This is a genomic window from Verrucomicrobiia bacterium (assembly GCA_026414565.1).
Lineage (GTDB): Bacteria > Verrucomicrobiota > Verrucomicrobiia > Limisphaerales > Fontisphaeraceae > Fontisphaera.
Genome location: JAOAIT010000068.1, coordinates 1 through 20,427 on the forward strand (window position 1 = coordinate 1; position 20,427 = coordinate 20,427).

The following is a 20,427-nucleotide window of genomic DNA, read 5'->3' on the forward strand; positions in this document are numbered from 1 at the left end:
CCCCGGCCACGAGCAGACCCGCCAGCACCGCGCACCACATGAGGATTCTCATGCCTTGCATGTAACGCCTGCCCCCGCCCGCCTCAAGCGCAAAAACAGGCCGGGGGCAGGCCCCCATCCGGGACCTGCCCCCGCAAAAACCTTCCTGCCGCCCGCCGGCCCGCGCCGGGCGCGCACCCCCCTACCGCAGCCAGAAGCTGAAATACAGGTACATCCCCAGCACCGCCAACAAAATCACCGCCATCATCACCTTGTTGCCGGTGTCCCAGCTCCGCCGGATCTCCTCCCCATACACCTCATGAATCGAGCCATACGTCAACCCGCGGATCTTCTCCTCCGGCGGCGGCGGGCTCAACAGCGACGCCACCACCATGATCACCGCGCTGATGGCAAACAAAATGCCCGTCGCGTACAGAAAATTGAAATCCCCAATCTGCGCCAGCAGGGCCGGGCTTTCAATCTTGCCCTTCCCGAAGAAAGCCTGAATGGTCAGCTTGATCATGCCCAGAATAAACCCGCAGCTCAGCGCCCACGTCGCCCCCGTGCTGTTGATGCGCTTCCAGAACAGCCCCAGGAAAAACACCGCCGTAATCGGCGGCGCCAGGTAGCCCTGCACACTCTGCAGGTACTGATACAAACCGCCCCCCGATACCTTGGCCATCACCGGAATCCAGATGATGCCCAGCACCACCACCGTGGCCGTGGCAATCCGCCCCACCGTCAGCAAATGCTGCTCCGAACGCCCGGGAAACAATTTCTCATAAATGTCCACCGTGAACAGCGACGCGCTCGAATTGAACAGCGACGCCAGCGAGCTCATCAGCGCCGCCAGCAGGCACGCCACAATCAAACCCCGAATCCCCGGCGGCAGCAGCATCTTCACCAGGCTGGGGAATACCTGATCCCCGTCAATCGTCGAGCCGTCCGCCTTCAACGGCAGTTGTATGATCCCCTTGGTGTGCAGGGCCCACCCTATCATCCCCGGCACCAGAAAGATCAGCACCGGCCACACCTTCAACAGACCCCCAAACAACGCCCCCCGCCGCGCCGTGGCCAGATCCTTGGCCGACAGCGCCCGCTGCACTATGTATTGATCCGTGCACCAATACCACAGCCCCACAATCGGCGACGCAATGAGGATGCCCAGCCACGGAAAACTCGGATCCGACAACGGCCGCCACAGCGCAAAATTGTCCGCATTCGCCTTGCACGTGGCCACCAGCTCGCTCCACCCCCCCAGCTTGCCCAGCCCAATGGTGGTGATCACCGCCGACCCAAACAAAATGATGATCGCCTGCGGCGTGGCCGTGGACATGATCGCCCGCATCCCGCCAAACACCGTGTAGATGCCCGTGATCACCACCGTCGAAAACGCCCCAATCCAAAACGCGTTCTGCGGCGAGCCAAAGGTGTCCGGCAGCAGCGCCTGAAAAACAATCGCCCCCGCATACACCGTCACGCTCACCTTGGTGAACACATACGCCACCAGCGACACCACCGACAAAATCCACCGCGTCCGCGCACTGAAGCGCTTCTCCAGAAACTCGGGAATCGTCTGGACGCCCGACTTGTAATAGAACGGCACAAACAGCCCCGCCAGCACAATCAAACACCACGCATGCAGCTCCCAGTGCGCCATCGCCATCCCCGTCGCCGCCCCCTGCCCCGCCAGCCCCACAATATGCTCGGAGCCTATGTTCGACGTGAAAATCGAGGCGCCTATCACAATCCACCCCGCATTGCGCCCCGCCAGAAAGTAGTCCACGCTGTCCTTCTGATGCCGCCCGTACCACCACGCCACCACCCCAATCACCACGAAATACAACCCAATGACAATCCAATCAATCCAGTGCATATCGCAACCTTTGCTGCGGCCGCCTCTCCCGCTCCCCCGGCGGTGGCAGACCCGTTGTTACAAAACACCCGGCCCTTCCCGGGCCAGACATGGTTGCGCTTGAACATGCCCAACCCGCCCGCGCCGTGCAATCCTTAAGTGCAGCCCCACTGTCGCCAATTCATGCGACTTCTCCCCCCTGCGCCTCCTCTCGGCATCCTGAATCCTGCCGCCCTCCGTCTCTCAACCCCCGAGACCACCCCGCCCGCCTCCGGCCCCTTTCCACCCCATCCCCCACCCCAATGGCCTCATTTCCCGCCCGGCAGCACGGCCGCAGATACCCGGTAATCCGCCACAATGATCGTGCGCAGCAGCGGCGTGCCGGGCGGCAGCTTGGCGGCATCCTGAAAATTCACATCCGGCGCAAACGCCCGGCGCGGCGGATGATAAACATCATCCAGCGCCCCCCACGGCGCGTTGGCCACGGCGCTCGGATAAAACACGGCAATCGAACCGTTAAACGTCAGCGTCACATTGCGCCAGTCCTCCAGCAGCCGCAGATAATTCTCCGCCCCGCCGCTGTAAAAACCCCCGCCAGTGGGCACTATCCCCGTAATGATCGCCGCGTTCACCGTCGTGGCCTCCGCCCGCCGCGAAGTCACCGGCGCCTGGCTGTTCTGATCATTCCACCCCGGCGAAAGCACCGTCACCGCGTCCGCCACAATCGCCGCCGGCAGGCTCTGCGTCGTGTTGGTCGTGCCCCGGAACGTCTCCGGCGCATTGAAATGCCCGCGAATATACACCGGCTGCGGCGTCGCCACCGTCAAACCGCCGCTGGGCAGCGTCTCCCCGTTGATGATGCGCACGGCATTGATCGTCTGCGGCGCCGCCGGCAACTGATTCAATATGTACACCGTCCGCGCGTCACGCCCCAGATACAACCGCAACAACAACCCATACGCCGCAAACCGGCTCACATCCAACTCCACCGTCCGCACCTGCCGGCTCTCCCGCCGGTCAAAAAACACATTGGTGGACACAAAATTCGTCACCACCGACCGCGGCACCGACCGCGTAAAATTGTTGTACTGGCCGCTGGTGGCGCTGAAGCCCGCGCTGTTCAGCGTGATCAGCAAATCCGCCTTGTTGTAAAACCGCTGCCGCCCCAGCGGCGAAGTGGCCTTCTCGTTGCTGGGCGGCACCTCAATCAACGCCCGCAGCGTCGCCGGCTGCTGCGCCACATCCAGCGGCAATTTCAACATCCGCGCATTCTCATCACACTTGCCCCGATAACTCACCACCCCCGGCATGCGCATCACCGGATCCTCCGGATTCGGCTGCGACATAATCCGCCCCCCCGCCGACACATCCCCGCGGAAGGTCAGCGTGGCCGAGTCCGGATAGGCATACAAATTGTTGTTGGCGTGAATGCGGCCCCCGAGCGTCATGCTGCTGCCCGGCGTGAATTCCAAATCCATGGCGCTGAAAAACTGGTGGTTAAACACCGGAATGTCCGCCAGTTGCAGCTCATACTGCACCAGCGCCCCCACCGTCATCCCGGGCAGCGCCTCCATCTGCGCCCCGGCCGCCAGCCGGTACGTCGCATAATACCCGTTCATCCCCGCATAGCGCTGGCGCAACGGCCCGTAACGCCACGCCTCCACCCGGCTCACCGTCAGCCGATCCGTCCGCCCCTCCGTGTCGAAAAAGGTCATATTGTCCCATTCGGCATGCTCCTGCTTGGTCGGCGTCAGCCGCACATACTGCCCAATCTGCGAAAATACCCGCGCCTCATCCTCGGCCATGAAATCCGCCGTCAGGCTCGCCAGCGCCTTGTGCAGCGCGCTCTCCGCCGCCGCCGTCGTCTTCTGAAACGCCTGCTGCCGCGCCGCCAACCGTGCCCGGCCTGCAATCCATTGCATCACCCCCGCCAGCATCAGCGAGCTGGTCCCCATGAATACCAGCACCAGCAGCAGCGCATAGCCCCGCCGCCCACGCTTGGGTTGTGCCTTCGGATTCATGATGGACATCGTTTAATCAGCCGTGCGTGTCTTGAACCGCGCCCGCACCCAGTGGGTTTCCTTGTCCCGGGCCAGGCCCCACGTCCCCTGCGGAAAATCCCGAAACTGAATGTTCACCCCCAGCACCGGCTGCTGGATGCGGTTGGACAAAATATTCCCCGCCGCATCCTCCATCGTAAACACCCCCGAATTGATGATCGAAGTGGACAGGAGCTGCGGCGCCTTGTCCTGCGAGTTGTACCGGTAAAGCATATCTTCATTGGCGCTGAGATAATACCGCGTGAACTGCGTCTGTGCCGCATTCGTCTGCACATAGTAAATCTGCAGGGCATTCGCCTGCTGCAGCCGGTTCAAGCCCAGCCGGCTGAAACTGCTCTCCGTCCCCGACCCAATTTCCCAAAATACCGCCGTCGCCATGTCATTCGCCAGCAGCCGCAGCAGCCGCCGGTCACTCTCATTGGTGGCGGCGGCCACTTCAATCAACCGCAAATACCGCAGCCCAAACAAATGCCCGCTGATCACCGCCCCCAGCAGCATCGCCAAAATCGCCCCCGTAATCATCAGCTCCGGCAGCGTAAATGCCCGCCCCCATCGCGCCACCGCGCGCCCTCCCCGCCCCCCGCCTGCCTGGCCTTGCAACTTCATGGATCCGGATATCGGTACAACATCAAACTGTTGGTGTAGAGCCGGTTGTTCAAAAACCGCCAGCAACACTCCACCCGCACCAACTTCACCGGCGGCTTTGTCGAAACCTGCATAATGTTCACCACATTCGTGGCCAGCGTCGCATTCGTGCCCCCCAGCGGCGTGAACAGCTCCTCCACCAACACCGGAAAATTGCTCGCCACCAGCATGTCCACCGGCGGCACCGCCAGCGGATCCCACCGCGCCGCACGCACCTGCTCCATCCGATTGACCACCTTCAACTGCGCCGCCTCGGACATCGCCGTCCACTCCGCCCGCCGCGCCGTGCTGATGTACCCGGTAATCAACGACGCTAAAACCATGGCGCTCAAGGCGATGGCAATAATCACCTCTGCCAGCGTAAAGCCACCCGCGCCCCTGGCCCATGAGCGCATTGTGCCGGGTGTCACTTGCATTAGACCATTATGTTAAATCATGCGAATACATCTCACAAGCAGGAATACTGCCAACCAGACCCCCCGCCCGCCGCCCCCCCCGCTTCCCCCGGCTTGCGCCCACCCAACCTGTTGCGCCGCACACGCCAGCCACCGCCGCTCCCGCCCCTCAGTCCCGGCCCGGTGGACAAACTGAGCGGCGCTCAATCCCGCGAATTGAGATTGCCCGCCACCCGCCCCTGGCATTACATGAAGCCATGGCAGCCTGCATCTCCGGCATCTTCACCCCGCACATGGTGCCGCTCGACGACCACGGCAACATCGCCGAGGCCGAACTCCGCCGCTATGTGGACTGGCTCATCGCCCACGGCGTCCACGGCCTCTACCCCAACGGCTCCACCGGCGAGTTCATCCGCTTCACCCCGGAGGAGCGCCGCCGCATCGTCCGCATCGTCTGCGAACAGGCCGCCGGCCGCGTCCCCGTCCTCGCCGGCGCCGCCGAGGCCAACGTCCGCGAAACCCTCGCCGCCTGCGCCGCCTATGCCGAATGTGGCGCCCGCGCCGTCGCCATCGTCTCCCCCTTTTACTACCGCCTCGGCCCCGAATCCGTGTACGCCTACTTCCACGAAATCGCCCGCCACAGCCCCATTGACGTCACCCTCTACAACATCCCCATGTTCGCCAGCCCCATGGATGTCGAAACCATCCGCCGCCTGGCCGATCTCGACCGCATCGTCGGCCTCAAGGATTCCTCCGGCGACGTGGCATTCATGATGCGCCTCATCGCCGCCATCCGGCCCCACCGCCCCGATTTCGCCTTCCTCACCGGCTGGGAAGCCGTCCTCGTCCCCATGCTCCTCATCGGCGCCGACGGCGGCACCCACGCCACCAGCGGCGTCGTGCCCGAAATCACCCGCCAGCTCTACGACCTCACCCGCGCCGCTCGCCTCGATGAGGCCATCCGCCTCCAATACCGCCTCCTCGAACTCTTCGATGCCATGCTCTACTCCACCGAGTTTCCCGAAGGCTTCCGCACCGCCGTCACCCTCCGCGGCTTTGCCATGGGCCGCGGCCGCCATCCCCGCACCCCCGTCCAGCAGGCCGCCCTGGACAAACTCCAGCGCGTCCTCCACTGCCTGCTGGCCGACTTCGGCTGCGTCACCCCGCCCCCGGAAGGTTGTCCCCCCCGCCACCCGCCCGGACCGGACCCCCTCCAAAGCATCGTGGCCGGCGTCCTGGAAAAACTCCGCGCCCAACGGCCTGCCGGCGGCTGACCCGCCCCCAATAAAAAACCGCCGGCGCGCGCCGGCGGTTGCTGTCGGGCCGGGGGTGAACGGCCCAAATTAAGGTGAAATGACCCCCTCGGGGTTCAGGCCCGATCGCGGCGGTCCTCAAACCGCTGCGGACGATAACCCCCACGATCCCCCGCCGGCCGCGGCGGACGCTCCTCGCGCGGACGGGCGATGTTCACGGTCAGCGGCCGCCCCTGGAATTCCTTGTTATGGAACTGCTCCACCGCCTTCTTGGCCTCTTCCTCCGTGGCAAATTCCACAAAGGCAAACCCGCGGGAGCGTCCGGTGAATTTGTCCAGCATTACATTGCAGGAGGTCACCACTCCGGCCTGCGAGAAGTAATCCTGGAGATCGGCATCTGTGGTCTTGTACGACAGATTGCCCACATACAGTCTGGACTCGTTCATAGCTGCTCGGTTCGCCCTCCACCCACCCGCGCGCGTGGGTTTCTGCCCTGGCACGAAACCAAATGTCACACCGTTACCGGCATTCCAACATCTGTCTGACTGACACCAACGACGCGGGTGGTTTCCTGCGAACCGCCCTTATTTTTATCATAATCCCTCCTGCCGTCAATGCCTCATTCCCCCACCCCCGCCCCCCCGCCCTCAATATGCGCATTGCCCCGCCGCACCTCCTGTTCTACATTGCCGTTTCGTTTTTATGAAAGTCATCGTTTGCGATCCGGTTTCCCCCAAGGGGATTGAGCGGTTGCAGCAATGCCCGGAGCTTGAAGTCCTGGTGCTCCCCAAGCGCCTCTCCGAAGCCGAGCTGCTCCCTCTGGTCAAGGACGCCGTCGGCCTCGTCGTGCGCTCCGAAACCAAAATCACCCGGGCCGTGATCGAAGCCGCCCCCCTCCTCAAAGTCGTCGGCCGCGCCGGCGTCGGCGTGGATAATGTGGACACCGAAGCCGCCACCCAGCGCGGCGTCGTCGTCATGAACACCCCCGGCGGCAACACCATCTCCACCGCCGAGCTGACCTTCTCCATGCTCATGGCCCTGGCCCGCAAAATCCCCCAGGCCCACGCCTCCATGAAGGCCGGCAAATGGGACCGCAAATCCTTCTCCGGCACCGAACTCAACGGCAAAACCCTCGGCATCCTCGGCATGGGCCGCATCGGCACCGAAGTCGCCCGCCGCGCCCTCGCCTTCAACATGCGCGTCCTGGCCTATGATCCCTACCTCTCCCTCTCCCGCGCCAAGGCCCTCCAGGTCGAGGTCGTCGAGCTGGACGAAGTCTTCCGCCAGGCCGACTTCATCACCGTCCACATGCCCCTCACCGACGAAACCCGCAACATGATCAACGCCGCCGCCATCGCCCGCATGAAACCCGGCGTCCGCCTCATCAACTGCGCCCGCGGCGGCATCATCAACGAACACGACCTCTACGAAGCCCTCAAAACCGGCCGCGTCGGCGGCGCCGCCCTCGACGTGTACGAAACCGAGCCGCCCCCCGCCGACTTCCCCCTCCGCGAGCTGGACACCGTCGTCCTCACCCCACACCTCGGCGCCAGCACCGCCGAAGCCCAGGAAAATGTCGGCATCGAAATCGCCGACCAGATCATTGACTTCCTCGTCCACGGCACCATCCGCAACGCCGTCAACATGCCCAGCCTCGACGCCAAAACCTATCAGGCCGTCCGCCCCTACCTCGTCCTCGGCGAAAAACTCGGCCGCCTCGTCGCCCAGCTCGCCCCCAAACGCAACGACCGCCTCACCATCACCTTCGGCGGCAAGGCCGCCGACGTCCCCACCGACCCCGTCACCCGCAGCGTCCTGGTGGGATTCCTCGCCCAAACCCTCGGCGCCGAGGTCAACCAGGTCAACGTCAAAACCGTCGCCAGCTCCCGCGGCCTCCTCGTCGAGGAAATCAAATCCAACGAGGAATCCGACTACAGCGAATGGCTCCAGGTCACCGCCTATTCCGGCGACCAGGAAATCTCCGCCGGCGGCACCATCCTCGGCAAACGCCATCAGCCCCGCATCGTCCGCCTCTTCGGCCAGCCCGTCGAAATCGTGCCCGCCGGCGTCCTCTGCCTCTTTAATAATAAAGACCGCCCCGGCATTGTCGGCTATATTGGCACCCTCATGAGCCGCTACCAGGTCAACATCGCCAGCATGAGCCTCCACCGCGACGCCGCCGGCGGCCGCGCCCTCACCGTACTCAATTTGGATAGTGTGCCCCCGGATGAACTGGTGGCCCAAATCCAAAAAGATCCGGATATTTCCAATGTCCGAATTATCCGGTTGGAAAACCACAACGAAAACTCCTAAGTCAACTCATCCGCCAGGCCCTCTGCTCCCGCCCGGTGCTCCCACCAGGCAGACAGGTCGGTGTGGCTCGTTCGCATGAAAAAACTCATCCCCTTCACCGCCGTCTGCGCCACGCTCGTCCTGGCCGCTTCCGCCGGCGTCTCCGCCCAACCCGCCCCCGCCCCCGCGCCGCCCAAGCCCGACGCCAGGGAGCTCTTCCCCGATTCCGTCGTCGCCAAAGGCAGGGGCGTCGAAGTCAAACGCTCCCAGGTGGACGAAGCCTACAACCTCTTCAAGGCCAACGCCGCCGCCCAGGGCCGCAACCTCCGCGAGGAAGACCGCCATCGCGACCAGGCCATGCTCCTCGACCGCATCATCTCCACCAAGCTCCTCGTCGCCCGCGCCACCGACGAAGACCGCAAAAAAGCCGCCGAAAACGCCGACAAATACATCGCCGAAACCAAAAAACGCCTCCCCAACGAGGAGTTCTTTGAGCTCCAGCTCAAGTCCATCGGCCTCACCCCCGCCACCTACCGCGAACGCCTCCTCGAACAGGCCATCTGCGAGGAGGTCATCAACCGCGAAGTCCGCGACAAAAACCCCGTCACCGACGCCGACATCAAAAAGTTCTACGACGAAAATCCCCGCGAATTCGAGCAGCCCGAACAGGTCCGCGCCGCCCATGTCCTCATCAGCTTCAAAGACCCCACCGACCCCAACCCCAATCCCTCCGCCAAACGCGACCTCCCCGCCGCCCAAAAGGAGGAAAAGAAAAAACTCGCCGAAAGCATCCTCGCCCGCGCCAAAAAAGGCGAGGACTTCGCCAAACTCGCCAAGGAATTCTCCGATGACCCCGGCTCCAAGGACAAGGGCGGCGAATACACCTTCCCCCGCGGCCGCATGGTGCCCGAGTTTGAAGCCGCCGCCTTCGCCACCCCCCCCGGCCAGGTCTGCGACCTCGTCACCACCGTCTTCGGCTACCACGTCATCAAGGTGCTCGAAAAAATCCCCGCCCAAAAAGTCGAGCTCGCCAAAGTCTCCGACGACATCAAACGCTACCTCGCCAACGAAAAAGTCCAGGAACAAATCCCCAAATACCTCCAACAACTCCGCGAGGAAGCCAAAGTCGAAATCCTCGACCCCAACCTGAAAATCCCGGCCCCCCCAGCCCCCAAACCGCCCACCCCCGCCCCCGCGCCGAATAAATAATTCGCCGCCGCCCTTCGCCGCGCCCCCTTCACCCCGCCCCCCGCCCGGGGGCGGGGCTTTTCTTTTTTGCCCCCCGCCTTGCCAAACCCCAAAGATAAGCTAAGCTCACCCCCCTGATGAGCTTTCTTGACCAGCTTAAATACGATGCCAACGGCCTCATCCCGGCCATCGTCCAGGAGCAGTCCACCGGCCGCGTCCTGATGATGGCCTGGATGAATCGCGCCTCCCTCGAAACCACCCTCGCCACCGGCAAAACCCACTTCTGGAGCCGCTCCCGCCAGAAATACTGGATGAAGGGCGAAAGCAGCGGCCATGTGCAAATCGTCAAGGACATCGCCGTGGACTGCGATGCCGACACCCTCCTCATTCAAGTCGAGCAGATCGGCGCCGCCTGCCACGAAGGCTACAAATCCTGCTTCTTCCGCTCCCTCCGCCACCAGGGCCAGAGCGCCGAGGTCACCGAGCCGCGCCTCCTCAACCCCGAGGACATCTACGGCAAAAAATAATCCCGCCCCCGCCTCCCCCATCCCCCGCGCAATTGGGATTGAAAAACGGCGGCCTCCGCTTATCCTCTCCTCCAGCGGCGCCGGCCCATGGCCCGCTGCCACCTACGGCCCATGAAAATCCGCGATGGCAAAGTGGAAATTGTTACCGGCGACATCACCACCCTCGCCGTGGACGCCATTGTCAACGCCGCCAACAGCTCCCTCCTCGGCGGCGGCGGCGTGGACGGCGCCATCCATCGCGCCGCCGGCCCCCTCCTCTACGAGGCCTGCCGCAAACTCAAAGGCTGCGCCACCGGCGACGCCAAAATCACCCCCGGCTTCCAGTTGCCCGCCAAATTCGTCATCCACACCGTCGGCCCCATCTGGAAGGACGGCTCCCGCGGCGAGGACGAAAAACTGGCCTCCTGCTACCGCCGCTGCTTCGAAATCATGCTCGCCGAAGGCTTGAAAACCATCGCCTTCCCCGCCATCAGCACCGGCGCCTACGGCTTCCCGCTCGAACGCGCCACCCGCATCGCCATGGAGGAAACCCGCAAGTTCCTCGAAACCCATCCCCCCATCGACAAAATCATCTTCGTCTGTTTCAACGACCGCGCCTACAAATGCTACCTCGAAGCCGCGGCGGATGTGTTGATCAAATAACCGCCGCGCGCGCCCGCGCACCCGCGCGCCCCGCCCTCCAACAACCGTTGCGGCCCCCTTCCCCGCCCTTGAATAAACCGCTCCCCCCTCGCATCCAAGGGACAATGACACGCCAACCACTCGATCCCATCCCGCTTTTCCGGCCCCGCGCCCGCGCCGCCGCACTGGGCCTTTGCCTGTGCCTCATCGCCGGTTTCCCCTCCCGCGCCGCCGACGACGACGAATGGCTGCCATTCGCCCCGCCCGCCGACCCCTTCCAAAAAAGCCCCATTGACCTCCGTTTCCTCAACCAAAAAACCGCCGGCGAGCACGGCTTCATCAGCGTCAAAGCCGGCCGCTTTGTCTTCACCCAAACCGGCGAGCCGGTCAATTTCTGGGCCGTCAACGGCCCCCCCGGCAACCTGGACCGCGCCGGCGTCCGCCAGACCGCCCGCATGCTCGCCAAACGCGGCGTGAACCTCGTCCGCGTCCATGGCGCCCTCTTTGATAAAAACGGCGAACCCGATATGGCCAAAGTGCGCCGCGCCATCCTGATCGCCGAGGAAATGAAGGCCGAGGGCATTTACACGCTGTACTCCATCTACTTCCCCCTCTGGTTCCGCCCCCCGCCCGACCTCCCCTGGCTGCCGGGCTACGACGGCAACAAACATCCCTTCGCCGCGCTCATGTTCAATCCGGCATTCCAGGAAAAATACCGCCGCTGGTGGCAGGCGCTCCTCCTCACCCCCTCAGACACCACCGGCCGCCCCCTCGTGGACGAGCCGGCCGTCATGGGTCTCGAAATCCAAAATGAGGACTCATTCTTCTTCTGGACCTTCGCCGCCAACAACCTCCCCGACCCCCAGTTGCGCCTCCTGGAAAAACAATTCGGCGACTGGCTCATCCAGCTCTACGGCTCCCTCGACGCCGCCTTCGCCCAATGGGGCGGCGCGCGCGAAAAACGCGACGCCCCCGCCGAGGGCCGCGTGGCCTTCCGCCCCCTGTGGAACATCTTCAACGAAAAACGCCCGCGCGACCGGGACACGGCCCGCTTCCTCTTTGAAACCCAGCGCGATTTCTACCGCCAAACCTGCCAGTTCCTGCGCAAGCTCGGCTTCAAAGGCGTCATCTGCGCCTCCAACTGGAGCACCGCCTCCCCGGAAGTCTTCGGCCCGCTCGAAGCCTGGAGTTACCTCGAGGGAGATTTCGTGGACCGCCACGGCTACTTCGGCTGCAACCATAAAGGGCCTAACGCCGAATGGAGCATCCGCGAAGGCCACACCTACTCCGACCGCAGCGCCCTCCGCTTCGACCCCGAAGTCCCCGGCAAACCCAAAGAATTCCTCCACCCGGTCATGGACATCCACTACCAGAACAAACCCACCATGATCTCGGAAACCACCTTCCCCCGCCCCAACCGCTTCCGCACCGAGGCCATCCTGTATTACGCCGCCTACGGCGCCCTCCAGGGCACCGACAGCCTCGTGCATTTCGCCCTCGACGGCAGCCAGTGGCAGGTCAAGCCCAACTTCTGGATGCAGCCCTGGACGCTGATGTCCCCCACCATGATGGGCCAGTTTCCGGCCGCCGCCCTCATCTTCCGCCACGCACTGATCTCCCGCGCTCCCGTCGTGGCCCACGTCCGCCTCAATCACCAGGACTTGTTGCAGCTCAAAGGCACCCCCCTCCCCCTCGGCGCCGCCTTTGACGAGCTCCGCCTGAAAGACGTGCCCCAGGGGCTGGAAGTCAAAACCGGCCAGCGCCTCGATCCCCTCCTCCATTACGTCGGACGCGCCGAGGTGGAATTCTCCCCCCAGCCCTTCGCCGTCAAACTCGCCGACACCCGCGGCCTCATTGACCGCCAAAAACAAACCGTGACCAGCGCCACCCGCGAGCTGCTCCTCGATTACGGCCGCGGCCTCCTCCTCTTGCAGGCGCCCAAAGCCCAGGGCGCCTGCGGCGCCTTGCGCGCCGCGGGCCCCCTGGACCTCCCGGACATCACCCTCGCCTCCTCCATGGAATTGGGCGCCGTGGTGGCAGTGCCCCTCGACAACCAGCCCCTCCGCCAGTCCCGCCGCCTCCTCCTCCAGGTGATGAGCGAGGAGCGGCCCACCGGCTTCCAATTTGAACCCGCCGGCCCCGGCACCAACCGCATCCTGAACCTCGGCCGCGACCCCTGGCAGATGCGCGCCCTCTCCGGCGAATTGCGCTTCAAACGCCCCGACGCCGCCCGGTTGCAAGTCACCGCCCTCGACGCCAACGGCTACCCCGTCGCGGCCCTCGGCGATGCCCGGCGCATCGCCTTCCGCAAAGACACCCTCTACTACTATGTCAGCGCGCCCGGCGAGCCGGCTCCTTGAGCCGCTCCCGCCCCCCCCGGGCCCAGGGTTGCAGTGCGCCGCCCAAAGCGGTATAACACCACCATGCCACGCTCCCAAATCCAGCGCTTCACCCGCCCGCCGCTCGAGCGGATGATGGCCATTCACCAACTGCTGGCGGAGAATCGTTTTCCCAACGCCCAAAAACTGGCCCAGCAGTTTGAGGTCAACCCGCGCACCATCAAGCGGGACATCGAGTTCATGCGCGACCGCCTCCAGCTCCCCATCGCGTATGATGCCAGCCGCCGCGGCCACTACTACACCGAACCCGTCAAACAATTCCCCGCCCTCACCCTGACCCAGAAAGAAATCTTTGGGCTTCTCGTCGCGCAAAAAGTCGTCGCCGCCTATCAGGGCACGGCCTTCGCCCACCCCCTGCAGGCGGCCATGAAACGCCTCGCCGGCCTCCTGGATGATGGCTCCCCCATCAGCCTCGGCAATCTCAGTGAGGCCGTCTCCATCCGGGCCCTCGGGCCGGAGGATACCGACCTGGCGCTTTTCCATTTGCTCACTGAAGCCCTGCACGCCCAACGCGAGGTCAGTTTCGATTATCGCAAGCTGGCCCAGCGCCGATGGGAGCACCGCCGCGTGCGCCCCTATCACCTCGCCTACGTGGATTACCACTGGTATCTCATCGCCTACGACTGCGAACGCCGCGCCCTCCGCACCTTCGTGCTGTCCCGCATGAAGCAGGCGCATCTGTTAAAACGCCGATTTGCCATGCCCAAGGATTTCCGGGCCGACGATTACCTCCGCGACAGTTTCATGGTCTTCAAAGGCAATGATGATTATGAGGTCGTCCTCGAATTCGACTCCTGGGCCACCGACCTCCTCCGCGGCCGCAAGTGGAATCCACGCCACGAATGGCTCGAACTGCCCGGCGGCGGCTCCCGCCTGCGGCTGCGCCTCAACAACATCGAGGAAATCCTCGGCTGGGTGCTGAGCTGGGGTCCCCATGCCCACGTCGTCCGCCCCAAACGCCTCGCCAGCCGCGTCCGCCAGGCCGCACTCGACATCCTGGCCCTTTACCCCGACACGCCCCCCAATCCCGAGGAACCCTGAGCCTATCCCCGCCCGCCCCGCAATCCCCATTGCCAACCGCCGCCAGAAGTGGCATGCTTGCCTCGAGGTGATGCACCGATGAAAACCTCGTTCTCCACCCGGCCATTGGCCCTGGCCCTGCTGGGGCTGGCCCTCGGCGTCCTGCCGCTGCCAGCCCCCGCCGCCTCCGCCCCCAAGGCGGACACCAAAAACAAAAACCGCCCGCCCGAAGACTCCCGCACCGTGGTGGTGGACGGCGTCAAATACACCGTCCCCGCCGGCCCCCAGGAAGGCAGCGCCAACGCGCTCCTGCTTAAAAAATTCGACCTCAACGGCGACGGCAAAATTGACGAGGCCGAAATCGCCGCCGCCCAGGCCGCCGCCACCAATCGCGCCCAGCCCTTCCCCAAAGCCGCCGATGACCGCCGCCTCACCCCCAAAGACCTCTACGAAGGCGGCGACCCCGCCCGCCGCCGCGCCACCGCCAAAATCGGCTCCGATGACCTGCTCCGCCAGTACGACAAAAATGGCGACGGCCAACTGGACGCCGCGGAATTTCAAAAGCTCAAGGACGACCTGAGCAAGGGCGGCTCCCATCGCGAGCTGCGGCCCGAGACCCCGCCCCCGCCCCCGCCCAAACCGCAGCCCGTGGTCAAACCCACGCTACGCTGAACCATCGCCAACCGCGCCCCACCTTTTTCCGCCTGTGACCAACACCGTAACCCGACTGGCCGATCAGTTGCTGGCCTCCTACCAACAGCAGGGCGGCATCAACCACGTGGACGGCAAAAACCTGCCCTCCCAAAACGCCGTCGTCGCCATCACCACCGACCTCCTCCGCCTCTTGTTTCCCGGTTTCTTCGACGACAAACCCCTCCACTCCTCCGAGCTTCAGTGGGAAACCACCGTCCTCGTCCACAAGGTCCTCGGCCGCCTGGAGGAGGAAATCTACAAAAGCCTCGAATACCTGCCCCCCGAAGGCGCCCGTAAAAAAGACCTCCGCCCCCTCGCCCGCCAATGCGCCGAAGAACTCCTGGCCGGCCTCCCCTGCCTGCGCGAAATCTTGCAAACCGACGTCGAGGCCGCCTACAACGGCGACCCCGCCGCCCTGAGCCGCGAGGAGGTCATCGTGGCCTATCCCTTTGTCGAGGCCATCGCCGTCCACCGCCTCGCGCACGAGCTTTACCGCCGGCGCATCGCCCTCATCCCCCGCATCATGTCCGAGTGGGCCCACAGCCGCACCGGCATGGACATCCACCCCGGCGCCACCATCGGCTCCCATTTCTTTGTGGACCACTGCACCGGCACCGTCATCGGCGAAACCAGCGTCCTCGGCCACCACGTCAAGCTCTACCAGGGCGTCGCGCTCATCGCCCGCTCCCTCTCCGGCGGCCAGCAGCTCCGCGGCGTCAAACGCCACCCCACCCTCCAGGACCGCGTCACCGTCTATGCCGGCGCCACCATCATGGGCGGCGATACCGTCGTGGGCGAGGGCAGCACCATCGGCGCCAATGTCTTCCTCAGCCACAGCGTGCCCCCGCGCTCCCTCGTCGTCATGGAAGACGTCAAAGTCAGGGTGCTCAACAAGGAAGCCCGCCACTCCGTGGATTTCCAAATCTGACCCGCCCCTCCGCCCCGGCTCCCCCTCAACCAAAAAACGGATTGTTCGCCTTCTCCTCCGCCACCGTCGTCAGGGCCCCGTGACCAGGGCATAACAGCGTCTCCGGCGGCAGCGAGAGTATCTGCTCGCGCACCTTGCTCCGCGCCACCTCCCCCTGCGCCCCCGCCCGCCCCATGCTCCCCGCAAATATCGCGTCCCCCACCATCGCCACAAATGGGGCGTCCTCCGGCCAGTTGCCCACAATGTACGTCACCCCGTCCGGCGCATGGCCCGGCGTGGGACGATGGGTCACCCGCAAATTGCCCACAGGTATGCAGTCCTGCGGCCGATTGCGATGCTGCGGCAGCGCCTCCGCCGCGCTGGTGTGCAACTGCGCCCGTGGAAATCTCTCCCGCACTTCCGCCAGCGCCGCCACATGATCGGCGTGCGAATGCGTAATGAAAATATGCCGCAGCTCCAGCCCCTCCCCCGCCAACACGCGGAAGATGGCCCCGGCGTCGTAGCCCGTGTCAAACAACGCCGCATCCCGCGTGGCCTCATCCCACACCAGATAACAATGCACCTCCATCCCGCTCCTCGACGTGATCTGCCGCAACTGCCGCCACTGGCTCAAATCCGGCTCCGCCGGATGCCACCCCGCCGCCAGCCGCGCCAGCCGGCCCCCCTCCAGCCCCAGCAGCCGGCCCAACATGGCAAAGTCCAGCTTCCGGCCGCACGCGCCCTGCGCCTCCAATGCCTGAAATTCCTCCACGCTCAGACCCAGCGCCTGCGCGGCCGTCGCGGCGCTCACGTTGGCCATCTCCCGCGCCTTCCGAATCACATCACCCACATGATCTTCCAAACTCATGCCGCTAAGGTAGCGGGCGGCCCCGGCCCTGTCCAGTGAGCCCGCCTGCCCCACACCAGCGCCCCCGACGCAGAGCAGGCCGAGGCCAGCGCATGCCCTCCCCGCCCCCGCTCAATTCGCCTTCCCAAACACCTCCCCCACCCGCCGCCGCGTGGCCTCCAGCCACTCCGCCCGCTGCCCCGCCGTGCTGGTGATCACCGGCGCAAAGATTAGGCGCTGGACATTCGGAATCCCACAAATGCCAAACACCACCTTCTTCCAGAAAACCTCCAGCGGATCACCGTACATTTCCACCTCCCGCTCCTGCGGATTATTAGCCGTGGTAATGACCAACACCGCCCCCACCTTCAACAGGCCCACCGCCCGACCGCCCCCCTTGCCGTCCGGCACAAAGTTATAGGCCCGCCCCGGCCGCAGCACCCGATCCACCCATCCCTTCAGGATGGCCGGCGGCTGGCACCACCAGTTGGGATGCACAATCACCAGCCCCCCAGCCTCCTCCAGCTCCCGCGCGTGCTGCTCCACCGCCGGCGGCATCACCGCCCCACGCGGGATTTCGTCCGCCCCCATCACCGGATCAAACTTCTCCTGATACAAATCATGATACCGGCACTCATGACCGCCAGCCGCCAGAACCTCCCGCGCAGCCGCCGCCAGCGCGTGGTTGAAACTGCCAGGATTCGGATGTGCCAAAATTAATGAGATTTTCATCGTCGTCGCCCGCTCGGGCGCGCGTTATTATGCGCAACGCCTCCGCCAGCACAAGCCCCGCCTTGCGCCGGCCTGCCGCCACCCCACGGGCGCTCAAAAATCCGGCCCCAAGTCCGCCCGCCGCAGGGGCCGTTGGGGTCTGTCGGATGGGCATATTTTATACAGCAGGTTCGTTTATCTCCGATAACAGTATTTCTTATATTTTTCAGATGGGCCTATTTTCCGCGATATTTGCCACAATGCCGCGTAACCTTGCCGAAAAAATCGCATTTTTTGGGCATTTTTCGTGATTTTTTGCCCGGTATAAGCCGGCACAGCCCGCACAAATATTTGCATAAATAATTGTGCCTCAGTAGTTTATGTGGGGCATTCAGGGCACGCAAAAAAGCGTAAAAAAAATGTTGCCAAACTTTTCTCCCTTACCTAAGCTCTGGTCACGTGCACCGATTGGTGTGTTGGGGCAAACGGGATTTGCCCGCGGTACAACGCATAAAACGCAACAATGTAATCCGGAGGAACACATGAAGTTTAACAAATGGACCCTGGGTCTGGCCGCAGTCGGCGTGGTCAGCCTGGCAAGTGCAGTGCAAGCCGAAGAACGGGACAACCCCGTCATGACGGCGCTGTCCTCTACCAGCATCAGCGGTTATGTGGATACCGCTGCGGTATGGCGGTTTGGCAACAACACCAGCAAGGCGGGCGCGGGCTCGGGCTGGCTGGTGCCGGGCGCGGTCAACGCCAATCCGGCGACTGCGGCGGCCTACCAGAACAAGGCCGACATCTTCAACCTCAACGCCGTGGGGTTGACCCTCGAGAAACCGCTGGATGAAGCCGAATGGTCCGCGGGTTACCGGGTGGACATGGTTTATGGCCCAGACATCGTGGGCTGGAACCCCTCGGTGAACTCGTTTGGCGTGTCTGATTTCGGTCTCAAGCAGGCGTATGTCGTCCTGCGCGCCCCGGTGGGCAACGGCCTGGACTTCAAACTGGGCACCTTTGACACCGTCGTGGGTTTCGAGTCCTTTGAAGCCTACAAGAACCCCCACTGGACCCGCTCCTACGGCTGGGAAATTGAACCCACGCAGCACACCGGCGCTTTGGTGAGCTATCGGTTCAATGACATGATCGCTATGAGCGCGGGCATCGCCAACACCGCCGCCGCGGGCATCAACGCCCGTCCGGCGCGCGCGGGCCTGCCTGCCGGGCAGATCGTGTCCGAAACCGAAAAAACCTACATGGGCCAAATCACCCTCACCGCTCCGGAGAGCCTCGGCTTCCTGGCCGGCTCCACCCTGAACGCGGGCGTAGTCAATGGTCTGGCCGGTGGCGTGAGCGACACCACCTGGGTGTATGTGGGCGGCGTGATGAACACCCCGCTGGAAGGCCTCAAGCTGGGCGCGGCCTATGATCACCGCATGACCAGCCACAAGGGTGACATCAATGCTGCGGGTTACGTCCCGGGCACCTATGCCTACACCATCGCCGGTTACCTCATGTACCAGGCCACGGAGAAGTTGAACCTCGCGGCCCGCGTTGATTACGCCAAGGGCACCGCCGGCACGTGGTACTTCATCGGGGGCGGTGAGAGCAATCCGCGCAACCAACTGCTCGGCATCACCGGCACGGTGGACTACAAGCTGTGGGAAAACGTGATCACCCGTCTCGAGTTCCGCTGGGATCACGAGTTGACCGGTCAGAAGTCCTCGGCCAGCACCCCTGGTCCGTTCGGCTTCGACGACAACAACAACTACCTGTTGGCGTTGAACGTCATCTACCGGTTCTAAGCTGATTCAGCTTGACCCAACCCCCGCTGGATCAAAAACCAGCGGGGGTTTTTCTTTGCCCCACCCTGTTTCCCCAGCCCCTCCTCCCTCTCCCGCCGTCCCACCCGCCCCATCGCGCCCGCCCAAATCCCCGCGTTTTTTGCTGCATCCCGTCCGCACTGCGGCTATATTGCGCCGCGCACAAGCCTGATCGAAACAAACTTATGTCCAACCCGGTAACTCGCAGACAATTCGTGGGCGCCGCCGGCGCGCTGGCAGGCCTCATCACCCTCGGCTCCGCCGCCGCGCCGCTGGCCGCGCAAACCGCCTCCCCCAAAGGCTTCAAATTCAGCCTCAACACCGCCACCATCCGCGGCCAGAAACTTTCCCTCCCCGAGCAATTCGAAGTCGCCGCCAAGGCCGGCTACGATTTCATCGAACCCTGGCTCGGCGACCTCGCCAAATATGCCGAAAGCCACAGCCTCAAAGAACTGCGCCAGCGCGCCGACGACCTCGGCCTCAAGGTCATCAGCGGCATCGGCTTCCCCGAATGGGCCGTCAACGACGACGCCCGCCGCGCCCGCGCCATGGAGCAGCTTAAGCGCGAAATGGACCTCATGGCCCAACTGGGCGCGCCCCACATCGCCGCCCCGCCCGCGGGCATCTACGGCCGGGAAATCAAAGTCGAACTCGACCGCCTCGCCGAGCGCTATCGCGCCGTCCTCGATCTGGGCCGCCAAATGCAGGTCGTCCCCATGCTCGAAATCTGGGGCGCCTCCGCCAACCTCAACAACCTGGCCGACGCCACCTACGTCATCACCAAGGCCGCCCATCCCGATGCCTGCCTCCTGGCCGATGTCTATCACATCTACCGCGGCGGCTCCGACTTCGCCTCCCTCCGCGTCCTGGGCCCCACCTCCCTGCGCGTCTTCCACATGAACGACTACCCCGCCACCCCGCCCCGCGATGCGCTCCGCGACAGCGACCGCATCTGGCCCGGCGACGGCCAGGCGCCCATGAAAGAAATCTTTGCCCACTTCCTCGCCAACGGCAGCCGCCCCGTCCTCTCCCTCGAGCTGTTCAACAACGAGTACTACAAACTCCCCGCCCTCGAAGCCGCCCGCACCGGCCTGGCCAAAATGAAAAAGTGCGTGGAATAAACTAAACCCACCCCTCCCAACCGACCTTTCCCCCAATCCTCATCTCGGGCAGCGCGCGCCGCCTCCCAATCTCGGGCAGCGCGCGCGCTCG

18 protein-coding genes are annotated in these 20,427 nt (G+C 64.2%); 11 read left to right on the forward strand and 7 right to left on the reverse strand.

The features are described from left to right. Nucleotides 1-181: 181 nt before the first annotated feature. The 4 genes from N3J91_16185 to N3J91_16200 all read right to left on the reverse strand — a co-directional run bounded on the left by N3J91_16185 (nucleotide 182) and on the right by N3J91_16200 (nucleotide 4,955). Nucleotides 182-1,855, reverse strand: coding sequence for a sodium:solute symporter (locus N3J91_16185; protein MCX8157951.1), 1,674 nt, complete (start codon nucleotides 1,853-1,855; stop codon nucleotides 182-184). Between the two features lie 287 nt (nucleotides 1,856-2,142). Continuing rightward, nucleotides 2,143-3,855 carry a hypothetical protein gene (locus tag N3J91_16190; GenBank protein ID MCX8157952.1) on the reverse strand — a complete coding sequence of 571 codons (1,713 nt, stop codon included), beginning with the start codon at nucleotides 3,853-3,855 and terminating at the stop codon, nucleotides 2,143-2,145. 12 nt (nucleotides 3,856-3,867) lie between these two features. Next, nucleotides 3,868-4,500, reverse strand: coding sequence for a prepilin-type N-terminal cleavage/methylation domain-containing protein (locus N3J91_16195; protein ID MCX8157953.1), 633 nt, complete (start codon nucleotides 4,498-4,500; stop codon nucleotides 3,868-3,870). Beyond that, on the reverse strand, nucleotides 4,497-4,955 hold the full coding sequence (locus N3J91_16200) for a prepilin-type N-terminal cleavage/methylation domain-containing protein (GenBank protein ID MCX8157954.1): 459 nt from the start codon (nucleotides 4,953-4,955) through the stop codon (nucleotides 4,497-4,499). The genes N3J91_16195 and N3J91_16200 overlap by 4 nt, the downstream gene beginning before the upstream one ends. Nucleotides 4,956-5,191: 236 nt before the next feature. Here N3J91_16200 and N3J91_16205 point away from each other — a divergent pair, with 236 nt between their 5' ends. Continuing rightward, nucleotides 5,192-6,208 (forward strand): dihydrodipicolinate synthase family protein, encoded by a 1,017-nt coding sequence (locus N3J91_16205; GenBank protein ID MCX8157955.1) that lies wholly within the window; start codon nucleotides 5,192-5,194, stop codon nucleotides 6,206-6,208. Nucleotides 6,209-6,303: 95 nt separating this feature from the next. On the opposite strand, the gene N3J91_16210 is transcribed toward N3J91_16205, so the two are convergent. Further along, nucleotides 6,304-6,633: an RNA-binding protein gene (locus N3J91_16210; protein MCX8157956.1), complete on the reverse strand. Its 330-nt coding sequence runs from the start codon at nucleotides 6,631-6,633 to the stop codon at nucleotides 6,304-6,306. A gap of 256 nt (nucleotides 6,634-6,889) precedes the next feature. On the opposite strand from N3J91_16210, the gene serA reads away from it, so the two are divergent. The 8 genes from serA to N3J91_16250 all read left to right on the forward strand — a co-directional run bounded on the left by serA (nucleotide 6,890) and on the right by N3J91_16250 (nucleotide 15,855). Then, on the forward strand, nucleotides 6,890-8,500 hold the full coding sequence (gene serA / locus N3J91_16215; GenBank protein ID MCX8157957.1) for a phosphoglycerate dehydrogenase: 1,611 nt from the start codon (nucleotides 6,890-6,892) through the stop codon (nucleotides 8,498-8,500). Nucleotides 8,501-8,575: 75 nt separating this feature from the next. Next, a complete protein-coding gene (locus tag N3J91_16220) occupies nucleotides 8,576-9,688 on the forward strand; it encodes a peptidylprolyl isomerase (protein ID MCX8157958.1) in 1,113 nt (370 codons plus the stop codon). Between the two features lie 116 nt (nucleotides 9,689-9,804). Continuing rightward, the gene (hisI, locus tag N3J91_16225; protein MCX8157959.1) at nucleotides 9,805-10,194 is read left to right on the forward strand and encodes a phosphoribosyl-AMP cyclohydrolase; all 390 of its coding nucleotides are present in this window, start codon (nucleotides 9,805-9,807) and stop codon (nucleotides 10,192-10,194) included. A 111-nt stretch (nucleotides 10,195-10,305) separates the two neighbouring features. Next, nucleotides 10,306-10,836: an O-acetyl-ADP-ribose deacetylase gene (locus N3J91_16230; protein MCX8157960.1), complete on the forward strand. Its 531-nt coding sequence runs from the start codon at nucleotides 10,306-10,308 to the stop codon at nucleotides 10,834-10,836. 104 nt (nucleotides 10,837-10,940) lie between these two features. Then, nucleotides 10,941-13,175 (forward strand): hypothetical protein, encoded by a 2,235-nt coding sequence (locus N3J91_16235; GenBank protein ID MCX8157961.1) that lies wholly within the window; start codon nucleotides 10,941-10,943, stop codon nucleotides 13,173-13,175. Between the two features lie 63 nt (nucleotides 13,176-13,238). Further along, complete coding sequence (locus N3J91_16240; GenBank protein MCX8157962.1) at nucleotides 13,239-14,255, forward strand: WYL domain-containing protein; 1,017 nt, start codon at nucleotides 13,239-13,241, stop codon at nucleotides 14,253-14,255. A gap of 78 nt (nucleotides 14,256-14,333) precedes the next feature. Beyond that, the gene (locus N3J91_16245) at nucleotides 14,334-14,906 is read left to right on the forward strand and encodes an EF-hand domain-containing protein (GenBank protein ID MCX8157963.1); all 573 of its coding nucleotides are present in this window, start codon (nucleotides 14,334-14,336) and stop codon (nucleotides 14,904-14,906) included. A gap of 34 nt (nucleotides 14,907-14,940) precedes the next feature. Beyond that, nucleotides 14,941-15,855, forward strand: a complete 915-nt coding sequence (locus tag N3J91_16250) for a serine O-acetyltransferase (GenBank protein MCX8157964.1) — start codon at nucleotides 14,941-14,943, stop codon at nucleotides 15,853-15,855. 25 nt (nucleotides 15,856-15,880) lie between these two features. Here N3J91_16250 and N3J91_16255 read toward each other — a convergent pair whose 3' ends face one another. Together N3J91_16255 and N3J91_16260 are read right to left on the reverse strand one after the other, a co-directional pair. Further along, the gene (locus N3J91_16255) at nucleotides 15,881-16,702 is read right to left on the reverse strand and encodes an MBL fold metallo-hydrolase (GenBank protein ID MCX8157965.1); all 822 of its coding nucleotides are present in this window, start codon (nucleotides 16,700-16,702) and stop codon (nucleotides 15,881-15,883) included. 111 nt (nucleotides 16,703-16,813) lie between these two features. Beyond that, the gene (locus N3J91_16260) at nucleotides 16,814-17,413 is read right to left on the reverse strand and encodes an NAD(P)H-dependent oxidoreductase (protein MCX8157966.1); all 600 of its coding nucleotides are present in this window, start codon (nucleotides 17,411-17,413) and stop codon (nucleotides 16,814-16,816) included. Nucleotides 17,414-17,934: 521 nt separating this feature from the next. Here N3J91_16260 and N3J91_16265 point away from each other — a divergent pair. Together N3J91_16265 and N3J91_16270 are read left to right on the forward strand one after the other, a co-directional pair. Continuing rightward, nucleotides 17,935-19,197 carry a porin gene (locus N3J91_16265; protein MCX8157967.1) on the forward strand — a complete coding sequence of 421 codons (1,263 nt, stop codon included), beginning with the start codon at nucleotides 17,935-17,937 and terminating at the stop codon, nucleotides 19,195-19,197. A gap of 203 nt (nucleotides 19,198-19,400) precedes the next feature. After that, nucleotides 19,401-20,336: a sugar phosphate isomerase/epimerase gene (locus N3J91_16270; GenBank protein ID MCX8157968.1), complete on the forward strand. Its 936-nt coding sequence runs from the start codon at nucleotides 19,401-19,403 to the stop codon at nucleotides 20,334-20,336. The last annotated feature ends 91 nt before the right edge of the window (nucleotides 20,337-20,427 follow it).